Annotated in this window: 21 protein-coding genes and 2 tRNA genes; 8 read left to right on the forward strand and 15 right to left on the reverse strand. The window is 69.3% G+C overall.

The window, feature by feature from the left end:
- Window positions 1–76: 76 nt before the first annotated feature.
- From QSK10_RS04365 to QSK10_RS04380, 4 genes are all read left to right on the forward strand, one after another.
- On the forward strand, window positions 77–844 hold the full coding sequence (locus QSK10_RS04365; RefSeq protein ID WP_285661271.1) for a bestrophin-like domain: 768 nt from the start codon (window positions 77–79) through the stop codon (window positions 842–844).
- An 85-nt stretch (window positions 845–929) separates the two neighbouring features.
- Window positions 930–2132, forward strand: a complete 1203-nt coding sequence (locus QSK10_RS04370) for a hypothetical protein (protein WP_285661272.1) — start codon at window positions 930–932, stop codon at window positions 2130–2132.
- A 99-nt stretch (window positions 2133–2231) separates the two neighbouring features.
- A tRNA-His gene (locus QSK10_RS04375) sits at window positions 2232–2307 on the forward strand.
- 223 nt (window positions 2308–2530) lie between these two features.
- Complete coding sequence (locus QSK10_RS04380; RefSeq protein WP_285661273.1) at window positions 2531–3601, forward strand: LCP family protein; 1071 nt, start codon at window positions 2531–2533, stop codon at window positions 3599–3601.
- On the opposite strand, the gene QSK10_RS04385 is transcribed toward QSK10_RS04380, so the two are convergent.
- Window positions 3598–3918 (reverse strand): DUF6458 family protein, encoded by a 321-nt coding sequence (locus QSK10_RS04385; RefSeq protein ID WP_285661274.1) that lies wholly within the window; start codon window positions 3916–3918, stop codon window positions 3598–3600. The two genes, QSK10_RS04380 and QSK10_RS04385, sit on opposite strands and share 4 nt — an antisense overlap.
- A 40-nt stretch (window positions 3919–3958) precedes the next feature.
- Window positions 3959–4582: an oligoribonuclease gene (orn, locus tag QSK10_RS04390; RefSeq protein WP_285661275.1), complete on the reverse strand. Its 624-nt coding sequence runs from the start codon at window positions 4580–4582 to the stop codon at window positions 3959–3961.
- Window positions 4583–4671: 89 nt separating this feature from the next.
- On the opposite strand from orn, the gene QSK10_RS04395 reads away from it, so the two are divergent.
- Both QSK10_RS04395 and QSK10_RS04400 read left to right on the forward strand, forming a co-directional pair.
- A complete protein-coding gene (locus tag QSK10_RS04395) occupies window positions 4672–5571 on the forward strand; it encodes a MurR/RpiR family transcriptional regulator (protein ID WP_285661276.1) in 900 nt (299 codons plus the stop codon).
- Between the two features lie 300 nt (window positions 5572–5871).
- Entirely contained in the window at window positions 5872–6822 is a 951-nt protein-coding gene (locus QSK10_RS04400; protein WP_285661277.1) for a sigma-70 family RNA polymerase sigma factor, read from the forward strand.
- Between the two features lie 117 nt (window positions 6823–6939).
- On the opposite strand, the gene QSK10_RS04405 is transcribed toward QSK10_RS04400, so the two are convergent.
- From QSK10_RS04405 to QSK10_RS04420, 4 genes are all read right to left on the reverse strand, one after another.
- A complete protein-coding gene (locus tag QSK10_RS04405; protein ID WP_285661278.1) occupies window positions 6940–7404 on the reverse strand; it encodes a nucleoside 2-deoxyribosyltransferase domain-containing protein in 465 nt (154 codons plus the stop codon).
- 5 nt (window positions 7405–7409) lie between these two features.
- Window positions 7410–9332 carry an APC family permease gene (locus QSK10_RS04410; protein WP_285661279.1) on the reverse strand — a complete coding sequence of 641 codons (1923 nt, stop codon included), beginning with the start codon at window positions 9330–9332 and terminating at the stop codon, window positions 7410–7412.
- A gap of 72 nt (window positions 9333–9404) precedes the next feature.
- Window positions 9405–10706, reverse strand: a complete 1302-nt coding sequence (locus QSK10_RS04415; RefSeq protein WP_285661280.1) for an alpha/beta hydrolase — start codon at window positions 10704–10706, stop codon at window positions 9405–9407.
- A 469-nt stretch (window positions 10707–11175) separates the two neighbouring features.
- Window positions 11176–11248: transfer RNA gene (locus QSK10_RS04420), tRNA-Lys, on the reverse strand.
- 160 nt (window positions 11249–11408) lie between these two features.
- Between QSK10_RS04420 and QSK10_RS04425 the strand changes: the two genes are divergently transcribed.
- Window positions 11409–12359 (forward strand): helix-turn-helix transcriptional regulator, encoded by a 951-nt coding sequence (locus QSK10_RS04425; RefSeq protein ID WP_285661281.1) that lies wholly within the window; start codon window positions 11409–11411, stop codon window positions 12357–12359.
- 3 nt (window positions 12360–12362) lie between these two features.
- Here the strand turns inward: QSK10_RS04425 and QSK10_RS04430 are convergent, their stop codons facing one another.
- Both QSK10_RS04430 and QSK10_RS04435 read right to left on the reverse strand, forming a co-directional pair.
- The gene (locus tag QSK10_RS04430) at window positions 12363–13286 is read right to left on the reverse strand and encodes an SDR family oxidoreductase (protein WP_285661282.1); all 924 of its coding nucleotides are present in this window, start codon (window positions 13284–13286) and stop codon (window positions 12363–12365) included.
- Window positions 13287–13332: 46 nt separating this feature from the next.
- Window positions 13333–14187 (reverse strand): RICIN domain-containing protein, encoded by an 855-nt coding sequence (locus QSK10_RS04435; RefSeq protein WP_285661283.1) that lies wholly within the window; start codon window positions 14185–14187, stop codon window positions 13333–13335.
- 390 nt (window positions 14188–14577) lie between these two features.
- Here QSK10_RS04435 and QSK10_RS04440 point away from each other — a divergent pair, with 390 nt between their 5' ends.
- Window positions 14578–16194: a peptide-N4-asparagine amidase gene (locus QSK10_RS04440; RefSeq protein WP_285661284.1), complete on the forward strand. Its 1617-nt coding sequence runs from the start codon at window positions 14578–14580 to the stop codon at window positions 16192–16194.
- Window positions 16195–16235: 41 nt separating this feature from the next.
- Here QSK10_RS04440 and QSK10_RS04445 read toward each other — a convergent pair whose 3' ends face one another.
- From QSK10_RS04445 to QSK10_RS04475, 7 genes are all read right to left on the reverse strand, one after another.
- Window positions 16236–16574 carry a hypothetical protein gene (locus QSK10_RS04445; protein ID WP_285661285.1) on the reverse strand — a complete coding sequence of 113 codons (339 nt, stop codon included), beginning with the start codon at window positions 16572–16574 and terminating at the stop codon, window positions 16236–16238.
- Between the two features lie 33 nt (window positions 16575–16607).
- Complete coding sequence (locus tag QSK10_RS04450) at window positions 16608–19148, reverse strand: CHAT domain-containing protein (protein ID WP_285661286.1); 2541 nt, start codon at window positions 19146–19148, stop codon at window positions 16608–16610.
- Window positions 19149–19216: 68 nt separating this feature from the next.
- On the reverse strand, window positions 19217–19726 hold the full coding sequence (locus tag QSK10_RS04455) for a hypothetical protein (RefSeq protein ID WP_285661287.1): 510 nt from the start codon (window positions 19724–19726) through the stop codon (window positions 19217–19219).
- The gene (locus QSK10_RS04460; RefSeq protein WP_285661288.1) at window positions 19723–20334 is read right to left on the reverse strand and encodes an RNA polymerase sigma factor; all 612 of its coding nucleotides are present in this window, start codon (window positions 20332–20334) and stop codon (window positions 19723–19725) included. Before QSK10_RS04460 ends, QSK10_RS04455 begins: the two co-directional genes overlap by 4 nt.
- Before the next feature lie 9 nt (window positions 20335–20343).
- On the reverse strand, window positions 20344–21924 hold the full coding sequence (locus QSK10_RS04465) for a S8 family peptidase (protein WP_285661289.1): 1581 nt from the start codon (window positions 21922–21924) through the stop codon (window positions 20344–20346).
- A 440-nt stretch (window positions 21925–22364) separates the two neighbouring features.
- Complete coding sequence (locus tag QSK10_RS04470) at window positions 22365–23054, reverse strand: hypothetical protein (RefSeq protein WP_285661290.1); 690 nt, start codon at window positions 23052–23054, stop codon at window positions 22365–22367.
- 83 nt (window positions 23055–23137) lie between these two features.
- Window positions 23138–24799, reverse strand: a complete 1662-nt coding sequence (locus QSK10_RS04475; protein WP_285661291.1) for an alkaline phosphatase D family protein — start codon at window positions 24797–24799, stop codon at window positions 23138–23140.
- Between the last annotated feature and the right edge of the window lie 71 nt (window positions 24800–24870).

Raw genomic sequence — 24870 nt, forward strand, 5'->3', positions numbered from 1 at the left:
AGATGTCGACAGAAGACTTCCCTCTCTTGTGGAGTAGTGCCAGCCTCTCCACGAAGCCCCAGTCAAGGAGATGCGCATGAACGTATGGCTGCTCGGGGCCCTCGTGGTCGGTGGCGCGGCACTGGCGGCGGGCGCCATCGCCCTCATCCAGCAGAAGTTCTCCCCACCGCAGACCCGCGAGCCGTACAACGAGGTCGCCGGATCGGTCTTCGAGATCGTCAGTGTCCTCTACGCGATCGTGCTGGCCTTCGTGCTGATCGCGGTGTGGGAGCAGATGTCGGAGGCGCAGCGCACCACCTACAACGAGTCGGCGGCCCTGGTCGAGGTCTACTGGGACGCGCAGGGCCTCCCCGACGCGCAGCGCGTGGCGATCCAGGACCTGTGCGCCGACTACGCCAACGAGGTCATCAACACCGAATGGCCGCAGATGCGGGCGCACGAGACGGTCGACAACACCGGGTGGCAGATCGCCGACCGGATCCGGGCCACCTGGAACACGTGGGTCCCCGACGGCGACGAGCAGAACGCGCTCATGGAGGACGGGCGCGACCAGATCCGCGTCCTCTACGACGCCCGCTCCGAACGCCTGGCCACCGCCTCCGACGGCCTGTCGGGCGTGATGTGGCTGGTGATGATCGCCGGCGCGGTGCTGGTGATGGGCGTCCTCTTCCTCTTCGGCATCCCCGGGCGCGCGGCGCACCTGGCGGTGGTCACCGCTGCGGCCAGCATGATCGCGCTGCTCCTCTTCTCCGTCTACGAACTGGAGTACCCCTACAGCCGGGCCATCGCCGTCGGCTCCGACGCCTTCCAGCTCGCCCTGGACCGGTTCTCGCACATCGGGTGACGATCTCTCAGGGAATCCCCCCATGGCGTGAACGTGCGGCATCGGGAATGATGCGTGCCGTACACATCGTCCTGGGGAGATCAAAGTGCTCAAGGAGCGGGTCACCGCCGCCATCGACTGGATCGACTACGCCCGCCGTGGTCCCTCCGAAGCCGACCGGCCGCGGATGCTGCGGATCGTCTACCGCACCTGGCTCATCGCGTTCGCGCTGAAGATCCTCGGCTCGACCTGGGACGTGTCCTGGCACTTCAAGTGGCTGCGCGACGACCTCGCGCCCCCGCACCTGCTGAACACCATCGGCACGGTCATGGTCGTCGTCCTGGTCGCCTGCCACACCTACACCGGCTTCGGCGTGGACAAGGTCTCGCTGCGGCTGATGCAGCTGGGCACCGGGGTCTTCCTGCTGGCCATCCCCGTCGACATCATCAACCACGCGGTCAACGGCCTCGACATCACCGCCTGGTCCTTCTCCCACGCCGGTCTCTACATCGGCACCGCGATCATGCTGCTGGGCGCCGCGCGCGCCTACTGGCTGTTCGGGCCGCGCGACCGGATGGCCGAGTGGCGCTTCACGATGGCCGCCCTCTGGTTCGGGTTCTTCGAGAACACCCTCTTCCCCAACCAGCACCAGGAGTACGGCGTCCTGTCGATCGCCGCCTACCTCCGCAACACCCCCTACGCCGAGGAGGAGCTGCGGGCCTTCGCCGCCAAGCAGCTCGGCATGCCCCTGGGCAAGGACTCCTTCATCGCCTTCGCCCTGCCCATCCCGGCCTGGGTGTACCTGGCCTGGGCCATCGGCGTCGGCCTCATCGCGCTGGTCATCGCCCGCAAGATGGTGGGCCTGAAGTACACCGCCACCGCCGTGGCCGCCGCCTACGTCGCCTACCGCTGCGTGGCCTGGGGCCTGCTCTCGGCGGCGGACTTCCCGCCCTCGGCCGTCCCGTTCATGCTGCTGGGCGGCGCGGTCGCCATCGACCTCGTCATGCTGCGCCCCCTCCCCTGGTGGGGCGAGGCGATCGGCGGATCGGCGCTGGCCGCCGTCCTCACCGGCGTGGTCTTCTGGGCGCAGAGCGAACTGCTCGCCGGACCCCCGGTCGACTTCGGCTCCTGGTACGGCGGCGCCTCGATCTGGTACGGCGCGGCCGGCCTGGCCTTCCTGTGGGGCCTGACCAACATCGTGTCCCGCTCGGCGGCCTGGAACCGGCACATGGAACCCGCCGCGTTCCGCCCCCCGCGCTTCCCGCTGATGCGCAACCCGGTCGCCGCCGGATCCACCGTCGGCTCCTGAGCGCGACCGGCCGGGTTTCCCTCGGTGAGGGAAACCCGGTGGCGAACCCCCCGGGGACCCTCGCTATAGTTAGCCGTCGCCGCAGATGCGGTGCGCATGGTGGGTGTAGCTCAGCTGGTAGAGCACCTGGTTGTGGTCCAGGAAGTCGCGGGTTCAAGTCCCGTCACTCACCCCAAGGGAAACCGCCCTTGGACTGCCGAAACGCAGTCCGGGGGCGGTTTTCGTTTTCAACTGCGACCGGCCCGGTGGCAAGATCAGTAGCGAAACCCGTCTCGGCGACGCGTCCCACGCGGAGCGGGGGCATTTCGGGCACCGCCGTTTCGTTTACTCCGCGATGCAACCCCCTCGTGATCCCAGCGCGTCAGTCTTCGGAACACCCCCGACCCCGGAGTAGCAGCATGGGACGCCACAAGCCCCGAAAATCCCCCCTGTGGGCGCGCATTCTCGTCGCCTTCGGGGCCGTCGTGTTCGCCGCCTCGGCCGGAGCGGTCGTCTACGTCAAGGTCATGGTCGACAAGGTCAACAACGCCGTCGGCCAGGAGTGCCTGCTCGCCGACTGCGGTTCGGCCGAGAAGGCGGCGGAGAACCCGCTCAAGGGCCCGCTGAACCTGATCATGATCGGCTCGGACATGCGCGACAGCTGGGACGCCGCCCAGTCCGACACGATCATGATCCTGCACGTCAACGAGTCGCTGACCGCCGCCACGATCCTGTCGATCCCGCGCGACCTGCGCGTGCACATCCCCAGGTGCTACGGCGGCGGCCCCTGCACCGACAAGATCAACGCGTCCTTCACCGTCGGCGGCAAGGACATGGGCGAGTCGGTGAAGGGCCTGGAGGGCGCCCTGACCGAGCTGACCGGGCTGAAGTTCGACGGTGCGGCCGTGGTGAACTTCGCCGGCTTCGAGGACGTCGTGGACCTGCTCGGCGGAGTCGAGCTGTGCGTCCCCTTCGACATGACCCTCCTCCACCCGCAGGGCAAGCAGGTGGAGAAGGGCTGCAAGCTCTACACCGACACCGAGCTGGCCCTGGGCATCGTCCGCGAACGCTACGCCTACGACACCGACAACCCGAACTGGGACCCCAAGTACGGCCAGGGCGACTACGGCCGCCAGCGCATGCAGCAGCACTTCATCAAGCAGATCCTCAAGCGCGCCAAGGAGCAGGGCTACCTCACCAACCCGCTCAAGGTCGGCGAGCTGATCCAGGGCATCGGCGACCAGATCACCGTGAGCCTCGGCGGCTACACCGCCGTGGACTACGCCGTGGCGCTCAAGGGCATCGACTCCTCGAAGCTGACCACCGTCAAGGTCCCATCGCAGCCGCAGACCATCGACGGCACCAGCTACGTGGTCTCCATGCCCGGCGAGCAGGAGACGGCCGCCGAAGCGCTCTACAAGGCGCTGCGCGAGGACACCCTCGACGACTGGATCGTGGCCCACCCGCAGTGGCTCAACAAGAACATCTAGCGGCGGCGACGGCGCTCCACGACCTCCGGTTGCACGGTCGTGGGCGTCTCGTCCTCGTAGGCCCGCCTCGGACCCCGTTCCTGCACTACGTGCCGTTCCTCGACGATGGTCTCCGGGACCCGGCGCTGCTCGATGACGGTGACCCGCCGGCGGCGCCGCCTGTTCCAGATGCGGAAGAACAGCACCAGCCAGAGGATCCCGGCGAGGATGAGGATGATCCCGGCGGCCTGGAGGTTCAGCCACCCGGGATCCCATTGCACCGCGAAGGCGAGGATCGCGCCGAGCACGATCAGGAAGATGGAACCACCGATACCCATGCGTCCCGGATACCCCGGTGGGTGCTTCCCGAATCTCGCGTCACTCCCGTCCCGGCTCTTTCGGTTCGGCGCCCATCAGCTCGGCGGCCACGCCCCGGGAGGTCTCGGAGTCGGGACCGGGCTGCGGGACGAACACCGTGCGCCGGTAGTACTCCAGCTCGCGGATGCTGTCGCGGATGTCGGCGAGCGCGCGGTGGGCCAGGCCCTTCTGCGGCTGGCTGAAGTACACGCGGGGGTACCAGCGGCGGGTGAGCTCCTTGACGGAGGACACGTCGATCATGCGGTAGTGCAGGTGCTCGTGGAGGGCGGGCATGTCGCGGGCGATGAAGCCGCGGTCGGTGGCGATGGAGTTGCCGCACAGGGGGGCGGTGCGGGGGTCGGGGACCCACTCGCGGATGTAGTCGAGGACGAGCTTCTCGGCCTCGGCCATGGTGACGGCGGAGGCGCGGACCTCTTCGGTGAGCCCGGAGCGGGCGTGCATGTCGCGCACGAAGGGGTCCATGGCGTCCAGGACGGCGTCCGGGGCCTTGATCACGATGTCGACCCCGTCGCCGAGGACGTTGAGGTCGGGGTCGGTGACCAGGGCGGCGACCTCGATGAGGGCGTCGGCGCCCAGGTCGAGGCCGGTCATTTCACAGTCGATCCACACCAAGAGATCCGTCACGTCGTCGAGAATACGACCCGTTCCGGTCGCGGGCGCGACACCTTCGGCCGAGTTGACCACGGTTGTCATTTGGCCGTAACGTCCTCACTGTGGCGAAACAAGGGACCGGTGCGTCCACGCCGTCGGTCGATCTCATAGCGCAGATCCGCGGCGTGCTTCCGTCCCTGCCCAAGGCCGAGCAGCGGGTGGCGACGACCATCCTCGGCGATCCGGCCGCGCTGGCCACGTACACGATCACCGATCTGGCGGCGGCCGCGCACACTTCCGAGGCCACCGTGATCCGCTTCTGCCGGTCGATCGGGCTCACCGGTCACCGCCAGTTGCGTCTGCGGGCCGCCGAGGCGGTCGCGCGCAGGCCCACGGCGCCGGACCCGGAGGTCGTCGGCGGTGACATTCCCGCCGACGCCGACATGCCGCGCATCATCGCCACCATCGGCTTCCATGACGCGCGGGCGGTGGCCGACACCGTCGAGCAGCTCGACGCCGACGTGTGCACGAAGGTCGTCGACGCGCTGGCCTCGGCCGGCCGCATCGACGTGTTCGGTGTGGGCGCCTCGGGCTTCGTGGCCGCCGACTTCCATCAGAAGCTGCACCGCATCGGACGCACGGCCAACGTGTGGACCGACGTGCACGCCGCGCTCACCGGGGCCGCCCTCCTCGGACCCGGCGACGTCGCCTTCGGCATCACCCATTCCGGGGAGACGACCGACATCGTGGATGTCCTTCGTCTCGCCCGTGAGCGGGGTGTGACGGCCGTCGCCCTCACGAACTTCCCCCGGTCGGCGGTCGCGAGTGTCGTCGATCACGTGCTGACCACGGCCGCGGGGGAGACGACGTACCGAAGTGGTGCGACCGCCAGCCGCATCGCGCAGCTGACCGTCATCGACTGCCTGTTCGTAGGCCTGGCCGCGCGCGGCCGCGATCACACGGCGGGGCTTCTGGCCGCCACCGCGGGCGCGGTCCGGGGGCGGCGGACGCCGTCCAGGTAGGCGAGGGTGGCTCACGTCACAGGAAGTGAGCGTCACCTCTATTGGGTGGACACTCAACCTTTTCCCGGGATAACGCGTGTAGCTGTAGGTAGACGAGATCAACGAAGGGCCGCTGGAGTGACGTCCGCCGCATTGGACGTCATGAATGCCCCCGGAGTGCGTCTCAAGAACGTCACCTTCGGGTAACGAGTGACGCAAGGCATGCATCACTGACCCCGAAGGCGGAATCAACGCTCCGGCCCATCTGTTGTTCAGATGGCACCACCGGTGCGATGGGGGACGAACGAGGTTGGAGGACCCTTGAGCGTGGACACGGCAACGACGGCTATCCGTACTGGCGAGGTCGCAGAAGAGCGCGACCTGGTCGGCGTGTACCTGCACGAGATCTCGAAGACCCCGCTGCTGGACGCGGCCGGCGAGGTCGATCTCGCCAGGGCGGTTGAAGCGGGACTCTACGCCCAGCACCTGCTGGCCGAGGGTCGGGTTCCGAACGGTACCACCGCCACCGAGCTTAACCGCATTGTGCTCGAAGGCCAAAGGGCCAAAGAGCAGTTCATCAAAGCCAACCTGCGGCTGGTCGTGTCGATCGCCCGCCGGTACGTGCGAAGCGGAATGCCCATGCTGGACCTGATCCAGGAGGGCAACACCGGCCTCGTGCGCGCCGTCGAGAAGTTCGACTACCAGCGGGGGTTCAAGTTCTCCACCTACGCGACCTGGTGGATCCGGCAGGCCATCTCGCGGGCGATCGCCCAGCAGGAGCGCACCGTGCGACTCCCCGTCCACTTGGTCGAGGATGTCAACCGGATGCGCAACATGGCCCGTCAGCTCACGCGTGAACTCGGCGCCGACCCGGAGCCGGACCAGATCGCGGCCGCGCTGGGCGTGACCGTCGAGCGCGTCAACGAGCTGATCCGCTGGTCGCAGGACACCGTCTCGCTGGACACTCCGATCGGCGATGACGGCGACACCAACCTGGGGGACCTGGTCGCCGACTCCGACGAGCCGTCGCCGGAGGACGTGGTCATCGCCGGGCTTGAGCGTGAGCGCATCGATCTCATGCTCGGGCACCTGGACGACCGTTCGGCGGGGATCGTGAAGGCCCGATACGGCCTTGAGGACGGACGGGAGCACTCGCTGACCGAGGTCGCGAACCGCTTCTCGCTGTCCCGGGAGCGGATCCGGCAGCTGGAGATCCAGGCGCTGGCGCGCCTGCGGGACCTGGCGCGTGACGGGGGTCTGGAGGCGGCGTAACCCGCATCCGGCTTGGACTTTTGAGACGAGCGAAGGACTTATCGGGACACCGGGAATCGGACCGGCGGACTGAGGCACGGGCCCTCGGGGATCACCCCGGGGGCCTTCGGCTTGCCGTCACTCCCCCACCGCGCGCCACACGTCCCCCACCACGTCCTCCAGGCGCGTGCGCACCTCCACTTCCGGCCGCCGCAGGCGCAACTGCTCCCGGACGTCGAAGGCGCGCGGGTAGGCCGGGTCGGTCCCGACCGCGATGGGCACACCCCGCTCGGCGGTCGCGCCCAGCTCGAAGAGGGTGATGGGCTGCACCGAGCCGCCGTCGGCGAACCAGAAGAGGACCGCGTCGGCGGCCCGCAGCATCGCGTACTCCCACGCGATCTGCCCGGCGCCCATGGCGGGGTCGGTGACGTCGAAGTCGTCGCGGCGGGGATTCAGCAGCACCACCGGGCGCGGGCCGGCGTCGAACAGCGCGACGGCCGCCGACTGCCAGTCGGTGACGCCGGTGATGCCGCCCGCGAGGAAGACCCTCGGGCCGTGACGCGGTAACTGCTCTGCCGGGGCTTGCACGTGTGTGGCGGGCATGCCGGTCAGCCTACGTGGACGTGCGGGCGCCGGGAGAGGTCCTTCTCCGCGCGGCGCAGGACCTCGCGGGTCACCGGGGCGATCTCGCCGTCCCCGATGAGGAAGAACTTGGCGAGGTGGACGATGGGGTTGCCCTCGGTCCAGTTGAAGTAGACGTGCGGCAGCGCGCCGGTGTGGTCGCGCAGGTGCAGCAGGACGGCGGCGATGGTGTTGGCCACCGCCGGGCTGGTGACCTTGAGGACCCGGTGGCCGTAGCGGCGCTCGCCGGTGACCAGCAGCTCGGTGGTGAAGTCCGAGCTGTCCTGCAGGGTGACCTCCAGGAACAGCACCGGGTCGTCGGCGGGGATGTGGGTGTCGGAGCGCTGGCTCATCTCCTTCTCGGTGTACTCCGCCGAATCGCGCTCGTGCGGCTCATTGGCGATGACCCGGATGACCCCGTCCCTGGTGGCCTCCACGATCAGCTTCTTGGCCATCGGGTCCAGCAGCACCCGCGAGGCGCGCAGCTCGAAGGACCGCCGCAGCCGCGACATGAACGACACGATCAGGATGCCCAGGATGAACAGCCCGGCGATCTTGACGCCCTCGGGCCGTTCCACGATGTTGGTGACGGTCGTGTAGGCGAACACCAGGGTGATGACCCCGAACAGGTACATCGTCTTGCGCTTGCGGCGGCGGCGCACGGCCAGCGTCGCCGCGAAGGACGCCGAGAGCATCAGCACGAGCACGCCGGTGGCGTAGGCGCCGCCCTGGGCGTCCACATCGGCCTTGAACCACACCGTCACCAGGACCGCGATGGTGGTGAAGACCAGGACCAGTGGGCGCACCGCCCGCGTCCACTCCGGGGCCATGCCGTAACGCGGCAGGTAGCGCGGGACGACATTGAGCAGCCCGGCCATCGCCGAGGCTCCGGCGAACCAGAGGATGGCGATGGTGGAGATGTCGTAGACGGTGCCGAAGGCGTCCCCGTAGTACTCGTGGGCGAGATAGGCCAGCGCGCGTCCGTTGGCCTCGCCGCCCTTCTCGAACTCCGCGTGCGGGATCAGCACGGTCGTGGCGAAGCTGGACAGGATCAGGAACACGCTCATGATCACCGCGGCGGTGGTCAGCAGCTTCTTCGTGCCCCGGATGCGTCCCAGCGGCTTCGACTCGGTGTCATTGGGGCCGCCCTTGATCTGCGGCATCACCGTCACACCGGTCTCGAAACCGGACAGGCCCAGCGCCAGCTTCGGGAACACCAGCAGCGCCAGCGCGATCATCATCCACGGACTGGAGTGCTCGGTGGTCAGCACGTCCCACCAGTTCGTCACCTTCACCGGCTCGGTGATCACGTGCCAGACCGCCGAGCCCACCACGACCAGGTTCAGCGTCAGGTACGTCGTCACCAGGACCACCGCCACGCCGATCGCCTCGGCGAAGCCCTTCAGGAACACCGCCGCCAGGCCCGCGATCAGCACCAGCGTGATGACCACCTCCTGCCCGTGCAGCCAGGACGGCGCGAACGGGTTCTCGGTGACGTGCGCGGTCGCGTCGGCCGCCGAGAGGGTAATGGTGATCATGAAGTCGGTGGCCAGGAAGCCCAGCAGGACCAGGACGAACAGCTTCCCCGCCCACCACGGCAGCAGCCGCTCCAGCATCGCGATCGAGCCCTCGCCGCGCGGCGACTCCGCGGCCACCCGCCGGTAGATCGGCAGCGCGCCGAACAGCGTCAAGGCGACCAGCACCAGCGTGGCGATCGGCGAGAGCATCCCGGCGGCCAGCGCCGCGATGCCCGGCTGGTAACCCAGCGTCGAGAAGTAGTCGACGCCGGTCAGGCACATGACCCGCCACCACTTGTGCGGCTTGTGCGCCTGCACCGCGTGCGGGCCGGACGAGCGGTCCCACCCCTTGTACAGCCAGGCCCTGAACCCGGCCGCCTCCTTCGTCGCCATCCACGTCCCCGTATCCGCCCGCCATGAAGCTTCAGCAGCCTAGCCCCAAGATCACGGTGGCGTCCGGCGGTATCAGGATCGCGGCCGGGTGATGCCCAGGTGGTCGCCGATCCACGGCAGCGAGTCGCGCATCCCGTCCCGCCACGCGTTCATGTCATGGCCGCCGGGGACGGTGTTGAACTCGACCTCCATGCCCGCCGCCGCGGCCGCCTCGTAGACGCCCTTGAGATCGCCGAGCATCTTGTCGCGCTCGCCGATGGTGAAGCGCCCGGCGGTGTCCGGGAACCGCTTCTGGGCCATCACGTCGACCGGGTTGACGCGCTTGTAGGCGTCGGCGCTGCCGCCGAAGGCCTCGTCGAGGGTCTTCTGGCGCGTGCCCAGCGAGGGTTCCTTCTCCCCCGACAGGTCGATGAAGCGCCCGTAGACGCCCGGCGCGTTCACCGCCATCTGCAGCGAGCATGTCCCGCCCTGCGACAGCCCGCCCATCGCCCACTCCTTGGGGTCGCCGGAGACGGTGAGGTTGGCGCGCACGAACGCCGGGACGTCCACCGACAGGTAGGTGAACGCGTTCCCCAGCGGCGAGTCGACGCACATCGTGTTGTTCCACAATGAACCCAGTTGATCGGGCATGACCACCACCGGCGCCAGCCCCTCGTGGGCGGCCGCGTAGGCGTCCATCATCTCCACGATCTGCGCGGAGTCGATCCAGTCGCGCGGGCTGCCCGGCTGCCCCGAGACCACCACGAGGACGGGCAGCACCGGCCGCGGCGTCACCTGGTAGGCGGGCGGCAGGTACACCCAGCCGTCTCGTGCGCGAAAGCCCGAGGCGTCGGCGGGCGGATCGATCGAGGCCAGCACGCCGTGCTTGGGGAGATCGGCCGGCGGCTGCCACACGTCCATGAGCGACTGGCCCGGTCCCGGCTCGACCTTGGCGACGTCCACCGGGTAGTCGGCGAGCTCGACCTTCTCCACCGGCAGGTGCCCGAGCAGCCCGCTCATCGACGGGTACCAGCCGTAGATGCGGTTGACCTGGACGCCCACGAACGGGATCACCAGGACGACGGCCAGCACCACCAGCGCCTTCATGTACCACCGGTGCCGCAGGATCTTGCCGACGGCGAGCACGACGGCGGCGATGAGCAGCGCGATCAGACCGCAGGTGTGCAGTTCGATCTTGTCGGGGAACGGCTTCCACACGTCCTCGACGATGAACTTGGCGAGCAGCGCGAATCCGATGCCGCCGAGCAGCGCGCCCGGCACCCAGCGCGTCCACCAGCGCTTACCGGTGTCGATGAGCAGGAAGAGCAGAGCGAGGACGCCGAGGACGACCGTCCATTTGACGACGGTTCCCGTGATCAGCGACCAGTGCCACATGCGCTCTCTCCCCCGGTTGGTGGACGTTTTTCGTGGGGCTTCGAGAGGTCCTCCTCTATTCCCGCCCTCGATCATGCAGGGACGAGGCCAGTCGCGCGGCAGGTTGGCGTGCGTGATGGGGGACACGCGGGTGAGAACCCGGAGGTGGGCGTGCGGGGAAGCCGGAGGGGGACTCGGGCGATGGGGATCGGGGGCGAGTGAGGAGGTGATGTGGGGCACGGGCCGACGGGTGTGCGGCGGTAGGTGAATCGTCCTCGGCCGCCGGCGAGCCCGTGCCCGCCATCGCCCGGTTTCGGTCACCCCCGCCCCGCGCCCGACCGGTGTCGCGGACGCGGCCAGGCCCGTGGGCGGGTGTCAGGGCCCGCGCCACATCGCCCGGCGCGCGCTCGCGGGACGACGTCCCCACCCGTCCCCACACCCCCGGCACACGAAAAAGACCCCCGGTCACCCGGGGGTCTTTCTCCTACTGTGCGCCGCCAGGGACTCGAACCCCGAACCCGCTGGTTAAGAGCCAGCTGCTCTGCCAATTGAGCTAGCGGCGCCCGCGCTACTCTGCGGTTCTACCCGCTTCGTCTCGCTTTCGCATCCCCCCTCGCGGCGGGACGGGTAGAAGATTAGCACGCCTCCCGGAGCCCTCTCGACGGGATATCCCCTCTCCGTTCACCCCCTCGGCGAACGCGGATGAACCGATACTCTCCACCCGTGAAAGCCGGTCGTCTCGTCGCTCTCCTGCTCACCCTCCAGACGCGGCGGGGCGCGACCGCCGCCGAGCTCGCCGCCGAGCTGGAGGTCTCAGTCCGCACGATCTACCGGGACGTCGCCTCGCTCCAGGCGGCGGGCGTCCCGCTGTGGACGGAGCCGGGCCCGACCGGCGGCATCCGGCTCCTCGACGGGTGGCGGACGCGCCTGGACGGGCTCACCGGCGACGAGGCCGCCGCGTTGTTCCTCGGCGGTGTGCCCTCGGCGCTCGACGAGCTGGGCATCCGCACCGCCGCGGTGGCCGCGCAGGCGAAGGTGCTGGCCACGCTCCCGCCGGAGCTTCGGGACCGGGCGGGCCGCCTGCGCGAGCGCTTCCACCTGGACGCGCCGGGCTGGTTCGCCGCGCCGGACGCCACGCCGCACCTGGCCACGGTGGCCGCGGCGGTGTGGGACCGGCACGAGATCGAGGTCGTCTACCGTGGCGAGCCGCGCCGGTGGGCGCCGCTGGGGCTGGTCCTGAAGGCGGGCGTCTGGTACGCGGCGATGCTCACCGGCGGCGGCCGGGTGGTCTCCGCGCGGGTCGCGCGGGTGACCGAGGCCGTGGACACCGGGACGCGCTTCGAGCGTCCGCCGGGTTTCGACCTGGCCGAGTGGTGGGAGGCCGCCCAGTCCGACTTCGACGCCACGATCCAGGCCTACCCGGTGACGCTGCGCCTGTCGCCGCGCGCGCTGGAGCTGCTCCCGCACGTCCTGGGCCGCCTGACCGCCGAGCGCGCGCGGTTCGGCGAGCCGGACGCCGAGGGCTGGCGCGCCGGGGAGGTCACCCTGGAGAGCGAGCGGATCGCGCTCGACCAGATCACCTCCTTCGGCCCGCACGTGGAGGTCCTGGCGCCGCCGGAGCTGCGGTCGGCGCTGGCCGCCCGGGGGCGCCAGATCGCCGACCGCAACTCCTGAGGGCTAGCGGTGCGCGTCGTAGTCCGAGACGCCGGTCTTCTTGAAGTCGGCGAAGTAGTCGTCCCAGTGGGGGCGGCTGCCGTCCACGTCGTCGATGCCGTACTCGCGGGCCAGTTCCCAGCTCGCGCGGCTCTGCTTGTTGAAGCGGTGCCGGTCGGGGTCGGCGGCCACCGCGGCCAGGCAGCGGCCGAGGTAGTGCGGGGTCTCCGACATCCCCCAATGCTCCTGCTTCGGGATCGCGTCATGCCAGGTCTCCTCGGTGACGCCGAAGCCGTCGAGCATCTGCTCCGAGCGCAGGAACCCCGGCGTCATGGACATCGCGGTGCCGCCGAACTTCTCCAGCTCGTGCCCCAGCGCCCAGGCCACGCGGATCGGGATCACCTTGGCCAGGTCGTAGAAGAAGTGCTCGCGGTACTCCTTCGACCCGGCCTCGGTGCCGTCGGTGATCTCGACGTGGAGGCCGCCGGGGTTGCGGGTCAGCAGCTCCAGCAGCCCGTGCCCGGTGATCAGGTGGGTGTTCACCGACAGCTGGAGCATCCGCAGGCCCTTGTCGAGGTCCTGCTCCCACATCGGCTTGCCGAACGCGGCGATGTCCAGCAGGTGCTCACCGCCCCAGATGTCGTTCACCAGGACGTCGAGCCGCCCGTGATCGGCGTCGACGCGTGCGGCGAGCGCGCGGACCTGGGCGGGGTCGAGGTGGTCGGTGGGCACGGCGATCCCGGTGCCGCCGGCGGCGGTGACGAGGTCGGCGGTGTCCTCGATCGTCTCGGCGCGCCCGACCTCGGAGGACCGGGCGCGGGTGGTGCGGCCGGTGACGTACACGGTCGCGCCGAGGCGGCCGAGTTCGACGGCGATGGCGCGTCCGGCTCCGCGCGTGGCGCCCGCGACCAGGGCGATCTTCCCGTTCAGGTTTCGTTCGTCGGTCATGATCGGAATCCTCGCAGCGATCCTTGACAGGTACCGGCAAGAATTCCTAGACGAATCTGAAGCCGGTGGCCGAGCCGCAGTCGGTGGAGTAGGCCTCGGAGCCGCTGCCGCCGAAGGTCAGGCACAGGCCGGAGTCGGTGGACTTGATGCGCCACACGCCGTCGGAGACCTTGACCAGGTGGTAGGTCTGCCCGTTGCCGCCGCAGCCGCTGCCCCGGTACGGCATGCCGCTGCTGGGGGCGTCGGCCTCCACGCAGCCGGGGCTGTCCTGGTCGGGGTTGCTGAGGCTGATGTTGTAGGTGCCGCTACTGAGCTCGGTGAGGCCGGTGGTGGTGTGGGTGCTGCCGCAGCCGGTGGCGATGAGGGGGTCGTCGCCGCCGCGGCTGGGGTCGTCCAGGCACAGGCCGTTCGAGGCGGACTTGATGCGATAGGTGCCGCTGCCGGGCGGCGGGGCGTCCTTGGCGGGCGGCTTGTCGTCACCCCCGCCCGGCTTGGTCTCGGTGGGGGACGAGCCGGGCTTGTCCGGCGAGGGCGAAGCCGAAGGGGAGGACGAGGGGGACGCCGACGGTGAGGGTGAGGGCGAGGCGGAGGGCCGGCCGAGCAGCGAGGCCTCCACGACCGCCTGCGGCTTGGCACCGCCGTCCTCGCCGCCGTCGCCGACGCTCTTGCGGAGGGTGCCGATGGCGAACAGCGCGAGGGCGACCACGACCATCGTGATCAGCACCCGCACGGGCACACCGGTCAAGCGCACCCGGCGCCACGGAATCGACCGGGCGCGCGCGGCGAGCCGGGCGGGCAGCCGCTCCTCGCGCGGCTTGCGCGCCTTCGGCGGGCGCGGCGGCTTGGGCGGCCGGGTGGGTTTCGGGACCCGCGGCGGGCGCACCGGCGCGGGCGTCTTCACACGCTCCACAGTGGGCGGTGGCGGAGGCGGAGGCGGTGCCTGTTCCGCCGGTGACGTCCGGCGCCTGCCGGTGGCGGCCAGGGACGGGAACGGCTCGACCGGCGCGGGTCCGTCGGCCGATTCGCGCGATGCGCCGGAATCCTCCGGGCCGATTCCCACTGAATCCTCCCGGCCGATTCCGCTTGAATCCTCCGGACCGATTCCCACTGAATCCTCCGGATTCGCGGTCATCATTCACCTCGCGGCATTCGGGGTACGGGGACGGCACCTCATGCTATTGCCCCAACGGCGATCCCGCTGTCCCGTGACGCGGGACCGCTTGACGCCGCCCGGTCCATCTGGCTTACTCCCCTGCGATTCACCACTCGCGCTAGGGAGGCCGGGTAACACATGAGATCCATCCATCGCGCCGCGCTCGCCGCCGGGGCGGCGATCCTCGCCGTCACCGCGCTCGCCGCGCCCGCGCAGGCGGCTCCGCCGGAGTTCGGCGCCGACTGGGACGACCCGCGCACCGCGGTCGAGCCGATCGCCAAGCCGGACACCAGGTCCTGCGAGGTGTCCCTCGTGGACTACGAGTTCCGGAACTTCACGCCCTACGAGGGCACCTACACCCCGCCCGCCGGGTGCGCCGGGGACTGGAGCAAGGTCGTCCTGCGCATGGACGGCGCGGTCGCCGGCCGCCAGTACGACCGGCTGGGCGCGCTCACCATCGGAAACGTCCCCGTCTTCAAGACCTCCACCCCCGAACCCTCCGCCGACGGTATCCAGTGGACGGTGGAGAGCGACCTGACGCAGTACTCGGCGCTGCTGCGCTCGCCGCAGCCGGTGTGGATGCTCATCGGCAACGTCGTCAACGACACCTACACCGGTGTGCTCGACATCCAGGTCCACCTGACCTTCTACACCACCGACCGGAAGAACCCGGCCGCCGACACCGCCGAGACGGTGTCCCCGCTGGCCAATGAGCACAAGCAGGACGGCACCACCGTCGGCGACCTGACGCTGCCGCGCAACACCGAGCGCCTCATCGCCGACGTGTACGCCACCGGCTCCGGCGGCGGCTGCGAGGAGTTCTGGTACTTCACCGCGCCCGTCCCCGAGTACTCCTGCCCGAACCCGGCCGGCCCGTACCGCGAGGTCCAGGTCCTGGTCGACGGCACCCTCGCGGGCATCGCCGCGCCGTTCCCGCACGTCTACACCGGAGGCTGGTCCAATCCCTTCCTCTGGTACACGCTGCCCGCCCCGCGCGCCTTCGACATCCGCCCGATCGGCTATGACCTGACGCCGTTCCTGGGCCGCCTCAACGACGGCCGGGCCCACCAGGTCACCGTCCGCGTGGTCGGCGTCCAGCCCGGCGCGTCCGGCTGGGACACCCCGGTGGCCTTCCGCAGCTGGCAGGACGCCGGGTCCACCGTCGTCAAGGGCGATCTGCTCTCCTCGGTCGCGCCGGACATCACCGGCTCCTCGGTGCCCACAGTGGACGGCACCGGCCACCGCGTGGACACGACCGGCGCGCACCGCCTGGTGACCTCCGGCCGCCTCAAGACCTCGCACGGCACCGTGTTCACCACCGTCGTCCGCGACGTGGCCAACACCTCCACGCACCGCTGGGGCGCCGACGAGAACCCCGACGGCGTGACCGCATCCTGGACCGACCGCTCGGTCGTCACCCGCGTCGGCGGCGGCCTCCCGTCGGTGGAGACGAGCGCGAAGAAGTACACGATGGACGGTTCCATCGGCGTCGACGCGAACAACCGCCTCACCACGACCATCACCATCGGCGACGAGTCCTCCGACCTGTCCACCCTCGGCGGCCGCATCACCGCGACCACGACGTCCGATGTGTACACCGGCTCGGCGGGCTTCAACCTCGGCGTCCCCCGCCCCGAGCGCCACGCGATGGGCACCTCCGAGCAGCACTTCAAGCGCACCGGCACCACCGGCTGCTACGACCGCCGCATCACCACGTCCAACGGCTACGTCACCGGCGACACCCGCGTCTGCTGACCCGGCACCGGCACGGGAACCCGGCCCCCGCCGGGTTCCCGTCAGATCCAGGACTTGAACAGCTTCGGCGTCGGCGCCGCCTCGCTCTGCCCATTTGGCCGGTTCTTGCGCGGCAGCTGGTTCAGCCCCATCGCCGAGGCGAAGATCAGGCACCCGTTGAAGAAGGCCAGCACCCACTTGATCGCGTTGGCGTCGGTGGCCAGGAACGCCGCCAGGTACGCCAGCACCATCGCGATGCCCAGCGACGTCCACTTCCGCCACCGGTCGTAGACCTCTCCCAGCAGGTTCCCCAGCACGTTCGGAACGAGCAACGCCGCCGCCGTGGCCCCCTGAAGGCTCAGCAGGCTGGCGGCACTGAACAGCGAGTCGAGATTCGTCACCCGGCCATCCTTCCGGCCCAGTGCAACCCCGGTCTACCCCGCGCCGAACAGCACGAACGGCGCCAGCTCATGCTGCGCGTTCGCCTCCGCCAACGCCCGCGCCGGAGCGACCCCGGCGGCGATCGCCTCGTGATAATCCACCATCACCTGCGCCGCCACATCATGCGCCACCCGAGCCACCGACGAGACCACAGTGGACGTCCCCGCGTACAGAAGAGCCGCGGTGAACCCCAGCGTCTCATCCCCCACCGCCACCACCGACCGCCCCACATCACACGCCGACAGCGTGACATGCCGAGGCGGCGCGGCCAGCCGCGCGATGTCATAGGCCATCAACGGCCCATCGGCGAAATCGAGCCGCGAGAACAACACGTTGTCCGGCTCGTGATGCCCATGCGCGGCCAAATGCGCGATCGGCGCCCCATCCAGGCCGGACAAAGTCGCCGCCGCGGTGGCGTGCTCCCCGCGCAGCACCGTCCCCTGCGGGTAGTGCAACGCGATCTCGGCGAGCTCCGACTCGGCCAGCGCGAGGTCGGGACCCGCGACCAGCAGCGGCTTCCCGCCGTTCTTGTGCTCACGAGTACCCGCGGCCATCCACACAGAGGCGGAAGGAGCCACCGTCACCGGCCGCCCGCGAAGGGGAGGGAGAAGCCCCCACGGGAGGGAGGAGAGGAGTTGCGTCGGGACGATCACGAGGTCCCGGTCCCCGACAAGCGGCATGACCTCGGTGAGGAGCGCGGCGGAGAGCTGCTCGGTCTGGTGGTGGATGGAGTTGCGGATCGCATCGGCCATCCGCGGCGGCATACGGCGGCCCTGCAGCCCGTCGAGGTCGGCGAAGAGCCGGCGGACGCCTTCGTCGATGGCGGAGATGGGGCCGAGCTTGAGGTGGGTGATCCTCCCACCCGCGAGTACCAGCGCGTGCAGATCATCTTGATGAGAAAGGAAGCTGATCAGTGCTGAGGACGTCTCGCTCAGGCGAGCGTGAAGGGCCGCGATCCTGGTAGATGGGACGCTCTCGCCTGGACCACCCGCACGCCACGACCGCTCGCGAAGTTCGCGCTCAAGGCGGCGGCATTTGGCCAGAAGCTCCGTGGTCGGCTCTCCGCTCAGCTCGGCCTCCCGGATCGAGTTCCGGAGCTTTCTGAGCTGAGCAAGCTGGTCGACGACCGCCGGATCATCGGGTGGCGTCACCGAGGGCAATCGATAGGCCTGCGCGCGCACTCGCTCTGACCACGAGAAAACGGTCGACGGACGCCGGCTGCCAATGGCTATGCGCAAGCCCATCTCAGCTAGCTCGCGTCCCAGCAAGGAAGTCCCCACCTGGAACTCGACGCTTCCGAGCCGACTGCGATAGTCCTGCAGCTTCGCCAAGCCGGAGCGAAGGTGAGCCAAGGATCCAGCTCGATCGCCACGTGCCCAGGCGAGCTCAGCGTTCGCCTGACGTCGTGCCAGCTGGACGGTGAGGTTCGCCGACGATCTCCCGGCAGCTTGGACCGTGAGGGCATCCGCCGCGTCATCCAGCTTCCCGAGCGAGATCTGGGACCGCACAGCCAGGAGGACGGCAAGGTTCGAATCGGCGGTGACACCGAATTCGCGACGGCGATCAGCCAACTCGATGCACTTGCGCGCGAACCCTTCGGTGGCTTTGCCGGTCCTGAACTCCGCTTCCCGACGAATGAGCTCTGCCCATCCAGCCACCCCGAGATCGCCTTGTTCAATGGCCCACGCTTCGGCTCTCACTGCACCGGCGATCGCCTCGGAGAACATACCCAGCTCCATGGCAAGCTGCGAACCATGCGTCTCCGCCCGCGCGAGGGTGTGATTGTGCTGGAAACGTCGCATCTCCGTGATCGCTTGGTCGAGGAGGGATCGCGCCTCATGGACCAAGCCCACGTCTTGCAGGACACTTGCGTTCTGAGCGAGCACCATACCGACCATCCCCGGTGCGTGCTCTTCGTACAGCGAGCGGGCCTCACCCAGCGAGGCGAGCGCAGCTGGAACATCTCCGATAAGCCGCTCGACGATGCCACGGGTATGGAGCGCCTTGGCCGCATCGAGCCTGAGGCCTTGCTCATTGGCCAAGCTCAGGCTAGAACGCAGGTCTTGGAGAGCTCGTGCAAACTGACCATCAGTGCTGTAGACGGCACTACGGTTCAGATGAAGACCCACAAGAATCGACATGTGGCCGTGTTCACGAAGCAAGGGCTCCGCTGCGGCGAACTCCTCAAGCGCTTCACTTTTTCGGCCGCACATTCTCAAGATGAACGCACGCTGGTGCAAAAGGATACCGAGATCGCGCTCTGCGACCCAGGCCTCCGCCGCATCCAGAAGCTCGAACCCCCTTGCCGATCGACCCAGCGCCGCCTCGGTGTACGCGAGGCTGATCATCAAGCGCGCGGCGATGGTCGCAGAGCCCGGCTGCGCGAGGGAGAAGTCTTCAGACCAGCCGAGGAGGGCGAGTCCTTCACGGAGCAGTCGCCCGCCTTCGGCTGGACGCCCCGCATTGGTCGCGGCCAGCCCCTCACGCTGAAGGCGCCATGCTTCGGCTTCTAGTTCGGGGTCAAGGGGCTGCATCGGGCCATTGTCATACAAACCAACCTCGCTAGGAGCACCCGGATGGCCCCGATGCGCTAACGGGGCGGTCAGATCTCCACAGCCGGAGTGACGACCACCGGCGCCGAACCGTTGTGGTGGTCCTGCTGACTCAGCCGCACGACGATCTGCAATCTACCGCGCGGTACGTCGTCCACCACAAACCTACCTTGGGCATCGGACACCGTCTGCCGCTTCTCATCGGGCAGCCTGAACTCAACCCGATGCTCCCCTGCGGGCGCGAGCCATCCGTCGACCCGGACACGGTCCTCGGTCACCGGACGCAGGCTGATCATCACCGTCAGGACCGCCGAGTCGAAGGTGATGGTCCGGGTCTCCTCCGCGATGCTCCGAACACCGACGAGTCGGCTCTCCTCACAGATGCGGGCGAGCTCGAACTCGGCCTCCTCCAGCTCCAAGGCGAACTGAACTCGGGTGACCAGCCCCGGTGGCATTGGATCCACCAGGTCGTACATCTCGCGGATCTCCCCCAACGTGGCGACGTCGACATCGTCGATCGGGCCGTTGGCTTCCTGGTCCGGTCTGTCAAGCGCGCTCACGATAACTCCACTCGGTCGGTCCACGCCGGATCGGCGCTCAGTCGTTTCCGCAGCTTCCCCAGGCAACGCCCCCTGGTCGGCCCGATGCTTCCTCGCGGCATACCCAATGCGCGCGCGATCTGTTCATAGTCCGGTCGATCGGCGTAGGCGATCACCTGGATGAGCTGCTGGCAACGATCGTCCAGTTCGGTCACCGCAGCCCACAGAACGCGGCGCCGTTCGTCCGAGTTGACCCGGTCCAGGACCTCGTCATCGATGTCGGACTCTTCGACGATGTCCTTGGCCCAGTCGGGCTCCACCGGCTCCTCTTTGGAGCCCGACCGCCAAAGCTTGCTCGCCTCGCGCTTCGCCACAGTGGCCAGCCAGCCGACCACCGCTTCCGGCGTCTTGATGTCGCCCAGGCTGCTCCAGAACTTCAGCCAGGTCATCTGGACCACATCTTCAGCCGACGCGCGGTCGACCCCCTGCCCGCGCACAACGCGCCAGAGCAGGGGGCTCAAGTCCGCGATCAGCTCGTCGAGGGCCTTGCGGTCCCCCGCCTGGGCACGCCGCAGCGCCTCAGCGCGCCGCTGCATGTCCATGTCCACTGATCTCGATACGTAGGTCATGATCGAAAACTATCCGCCGATGGCCTTGAGTGCCGAGCGCGAGCGGTTCACGGCGGCACGGATGTCGTTGACCGAAAACTCCTGCGACTCGTCGTCGGAGTACATCGCCGCCGCGAGCTTCGCGGCCACCACGGGCGCAGCGAAGGACGTGCCGCTCCAGATGGCGAACCCGGCTTTGAAGTCGTCCGGATCCAGGCTCTCACGGGGAAGGTACTCATCGTCGACCTGCACCAGTGGCGAGGCGGATCCATCGGGGCCCGTGGGGTACGTGCTGATGATCGACGCGCCGGAGGCGTAGCAGGTCAGCCAGGGACCGGCGTTCGAGAACATCGCCACCGAGCCGTTCGGGTTGAGCGCGCCGACGCTGATCATCGGAGCGGCCTCGTTCTCCATCGACGTGGCCGAGTATGCCGCCGGGTAGAACGGGCGGTCGGTGGCGTAGTTTCCCGCCGCCGCGACGACGGTGACCCCGAGGCTCGTGAGCCGTTTGATCGCGCTCAGCTGACTGCCCTCCGGCACGCCGCCGGGCTCTTCATCGACGTACCCCATCGAGAGCACGATGATGTCCACGGGCTGCGCGGAGTCGTCGCCATCGCGGGCCCGCTCCACCTCGTCGGCGAGGTGGTTGAGGGCTCCGATCAACTCGTTCTCGTAGACCATGCCGTCGTTATGCATGACCCGAATGGAGCGAACCTGCGCGTCAGGGGCGATCTGCCGGATGATGCCGGTGATGAAGGTCCCGTGGCCGAAGTGACTGGCGATCTCGTGCACCAGCGAGTGGCTCACGTACGCCTGATCCCAGGGCTTCGCCAGCACTGGCGTCTCTGGGTCGGCGGTGGCCGCGAGTTCATCCTGAAGCTCGTGGTCGACCGTCACGAACGTGTCGAGCCGCTCCTGGTAATCCGACACTTCGAAAGCCGGGTGTCGCTTGGAGACACCGGTGTCCAGGACGGCGACGACCGGACGGCGGCCTCCGGGCAACGCGTGAGCGGGACGGCGCGAAGGCATCGGGACGATGAGGTTCACGGGAACACGGCCCGGATAGGCCGTGTTCGCCGACGGACCATTGAACGGTCCACCGGTTCCGGGGTAATAGTCCTCTTTCTGCCCCAGCATCCCCACCCCCGAGAACGCCGACCCCACCAGCAGATGCTCCAGCCGCACCCGCTTCGCCAGCTCGTCGTGGCAGCGTCCACTGTGGATCGCGGCACGAAGGTTCTGCATGGTGTCCCAGGCGTCCAGGGTCGCGGGCGTCGCGCGGTCGCCGATGGTCAGGCGCGCGCGCCTGCTGCGGACGCCGGCGTCCGGGCGGCGGACGCGGATGCCGTAGACGGCGAGGGCGGTGTCGAGCTCGGCCAGGCGCTCGGCGTTGTTCAGGAGGCGGCCGGACAGGAGGAGCCGGTCGTAGCGGTAGATGGTGCCGCCGGGCGTGGACTGGCCAGGGGCCAGGGCGGCCTCGCCGGGGCGCAGCTGTCTGGCGTGGTGGCGGTCCAGGATGTGCGCCGGTATGGGCGGTACGCCGGCGGAGCGGTCACGCCGTGGGTCGGGCTCGCCGAGATGAGGGGTTCGGCCGGTGAAGTGGACCTTCATGGTCTCGGGGCTCCAGTCTGTGGTGGTCGGGCAGTGCGGCCATCAGGGGGCGGTCAGATTCCCCCTGGGATGAGATGTGACGCTGCGGCTTGTACGTCCCCCAGCACGTGCCGCAGCGTCACATCTCATCCCCAGCCCCCGATTTCGCCGTGGTCTTCCCTCTCACGGCAACCCCATGTGGAGCACCCGTCCGCGACGCGGTGAGGACGCGTCGTTTTCGTGGTGGGCCGGATGGCCGTTCCACTTAGTAAGAGCCGTGATGGCGACCACAGATACGTGACTTGGGTCACATTTTGCCGAGAATCTGGGCTGGGCGCACGTTCTTTACGTGTCGGCGGCGGGAACCCGCCTGAGCATCCCCACCTGCATAGACGCTAACCCGGCGAGTCAAGCGGGCACATCGGACGCACGGGTGCGCCCACCGGGCCGAGCGGACCGCGTCAGGGCGAGCGGTATCCGAACCAGTAGGCGCCCGAACCGGAGTAGGACGTCACCCCGTAGCGGTAGCGGCCCGGCGCGCCGGTCCAGGAGATCGACTCCTCAGAGCCGGTCTTGGCCGAGGACGCCACGGTCGCCCACGCCGAGCCGGTCCATCGTTGCAGGTAGAGGTCGAAGTCGGCGGTCTGGGGACCGGACAGGCAGGCGGTGTGGCGTCCGGCCGCGGCCGTCTCGAAGTAGGTGCCGCGCGGGTGGACGGCGGTGGCGCCGGAGCCGGGCAGGGAGCCGGGGACGCGGTTGGCGTACTGGTCGCAGGGCCCGAAGTGGCCGACGGTGAGCCCGTAGACGGTCTGCCGGGTGCCGGACGGCCCCGAGCCCTCCACGACGATCGTCCAGCCGCCGACGGGGGTGAGCTCCGAGGTCGTGAGGGTCAGCGCGGAGGTGCCGCCGGAGGCCACCACCGGCGGGGAGAAGGACGCGGTGACGCCGGTGGGCGGGCGCGGCACGGACAGCGTGACGTCCTGGGCGTCGCCGTCGCGGGTGACGATGACGGTGGTGCGCACCGTGCCGCCCGGCTCGGTCGCGCCGCCGCCGGGGTCCAGGCGCAGCGCGAAGTCGGTGGCGGCCGCGAAGGCGGGCGCGGGGAGCAGCGTCGATAACAGAGTGACCAGGACGAGCAGTCGCGTCTTCATCGTCGGGCCCTTCGCCGTGCGCCGGTCTCGTTTCGCACGATAGAGACCGGCGCACGCGCGCGGAGGTGCCGCGTATCAGCGAATCAGGGTGTCGGGGAGCCGTCGCCGTAGTAGCCGTCGCCGAATTCGTCAGGTGTGGAGCGCAGGCCGGGCGCGGCCGGGTCGACCGGGCGCAGGTAGGTCTGCTGGACGCCGGGGACGCGGTCCTCGATGGCGAATGACGCCTTGACGTGCGCCTCGGCCCCGGGGGTGTGGACGTATGGCACGACCATGAAGTCGGCGTTGATCTCGGTCTGGCTCACCTTCGCGCTGACCCAGCCGCGCTGGTTGTTGTAGAACTTCACGTGCGGGTTGATCTTGAGCTGGGCGTTGTCGGTGGGGTTGGTGTCCTTGCCGTCGCCGCCGCTGGTGATGGACGTGCACACCAGCTCCGAGCCGACCGTGCGGCTCGTGGGGTCGTCGTAGTCGAGCTTGAGGTCGGCGGCCCAGTGCGAGTGCACGTCGCCGGTCAGGACGACGGGGTTGCGGACGCCAGCGTCCAGCCAGCCCTGGGTGATGCGCCGGCGCGAGGCGGTGTAGCCGTCCCAGGCGTCCATGCTGGTCTTCTTCACCGGACCGGCGGTCTGGTCGCGCTGGGCGAAGAACACCTGCTGCCCCAGGACGTCCCAGCGCGCGTCGGAGCGGTGGAAGCCGTCCAGGAGCCAGGCCTCCTGCTCGGGGCCGGTGATGGAACGGGCGGGATTGTCGGCCTCGGGGCAGGTCTGGTAGCCGTCGCCGCAGGCCTGGTCGTCGCGGAACTGGCGGGTGTCGAGCATGTGGAAGGTCGCCAGGCGGCCCCACTGGAGGCGGCGGTAGATCTGGATGTCGAGGCCCTTGGGCACCGAGGTCCGCCGCAGCGGCATGTTCTCGTAGTAGGCGCGGAAGGCGGCGACGCGGCGGTCGTACCAGTTGTCGTGCGGTTCCTCGGGGATGTCGCCGGCCCAGTTGTTCTCCACCTCGTGGTCGTCGAAGACGACCGCCCACGGCGCCGCCGCGTGGGCCTGCTGGAGATCGGGGTCGGTCTTGTACTGGGCGTGCCGCTGCCGGTAGTTGGCCAGGGTCTCGGTCTCGGGACCCTCGTGGTCGCGGGGGTTGCCGCCGGGGATGTTGTACACGCCCGCCTTGTACTCGTACTGGTAGTCGCCCAGGTGCAGGACGAGGTCCGGGTCGGTCTCGGCGAGTCGCTTGTAGGCGGTGAAGTAGCCGTGCTCGAACTGCGAGCAGGACACGAAGGCCAGGTTCAGCAGGTTCGGGTTCGACCAGCGGGAGGGCGCGGTGCGGGTGCGCCCGGCCGGGGAGACGTGGCGTCCCACCCGGAAGCGGTACCAGTACCAGGCGTCGGGACGCAGGCCGTGCAGCTCGACGTGCACCGAGTGGCCCCAGGCCGGGCGGGCGGTGGCGACGCCGTTGCGGACGACGTGGCGGAAGCGCTCGTCGGCGGCCAGCTCCCAGCGCACTTCGAAGACGCGGTCGGGCATGCCGCCCATGCCGTCCTCGGCGTGCGGGTCGACCGCGAGGCGGGTCCAGAGCACGAACCCGTTGTCGTCGGGGTCGCCGGAGGCGACGCCGAGGGTGAAGGGACTGGTGGGGAGCTCACGACCGGCGCCGGACGCCGGGGCCGCGCCGATCGTGGCGGCCACGCCGATGGCGCCGCCACCGGCGAGGAGCAGACGGCGACTGAGGCCGGTTTTGTCAAATGTGGACATTGAGGTCGGGCCTCCTCAAAGAGGTGGGGCGGAACGCCTTCACGCTTTCGAGGAGGCCCGTACACCGGATT

It is taken from the genome of Actinorhabdospora filicis (assembly GCF_030269765.1).
Lineage (GTDB): Bacteria > Actinomycetota > Actinomycetes > Mycobacteriales > Micromonosporaceae > Actinorhabdospora > Actinorhabdospora filicis.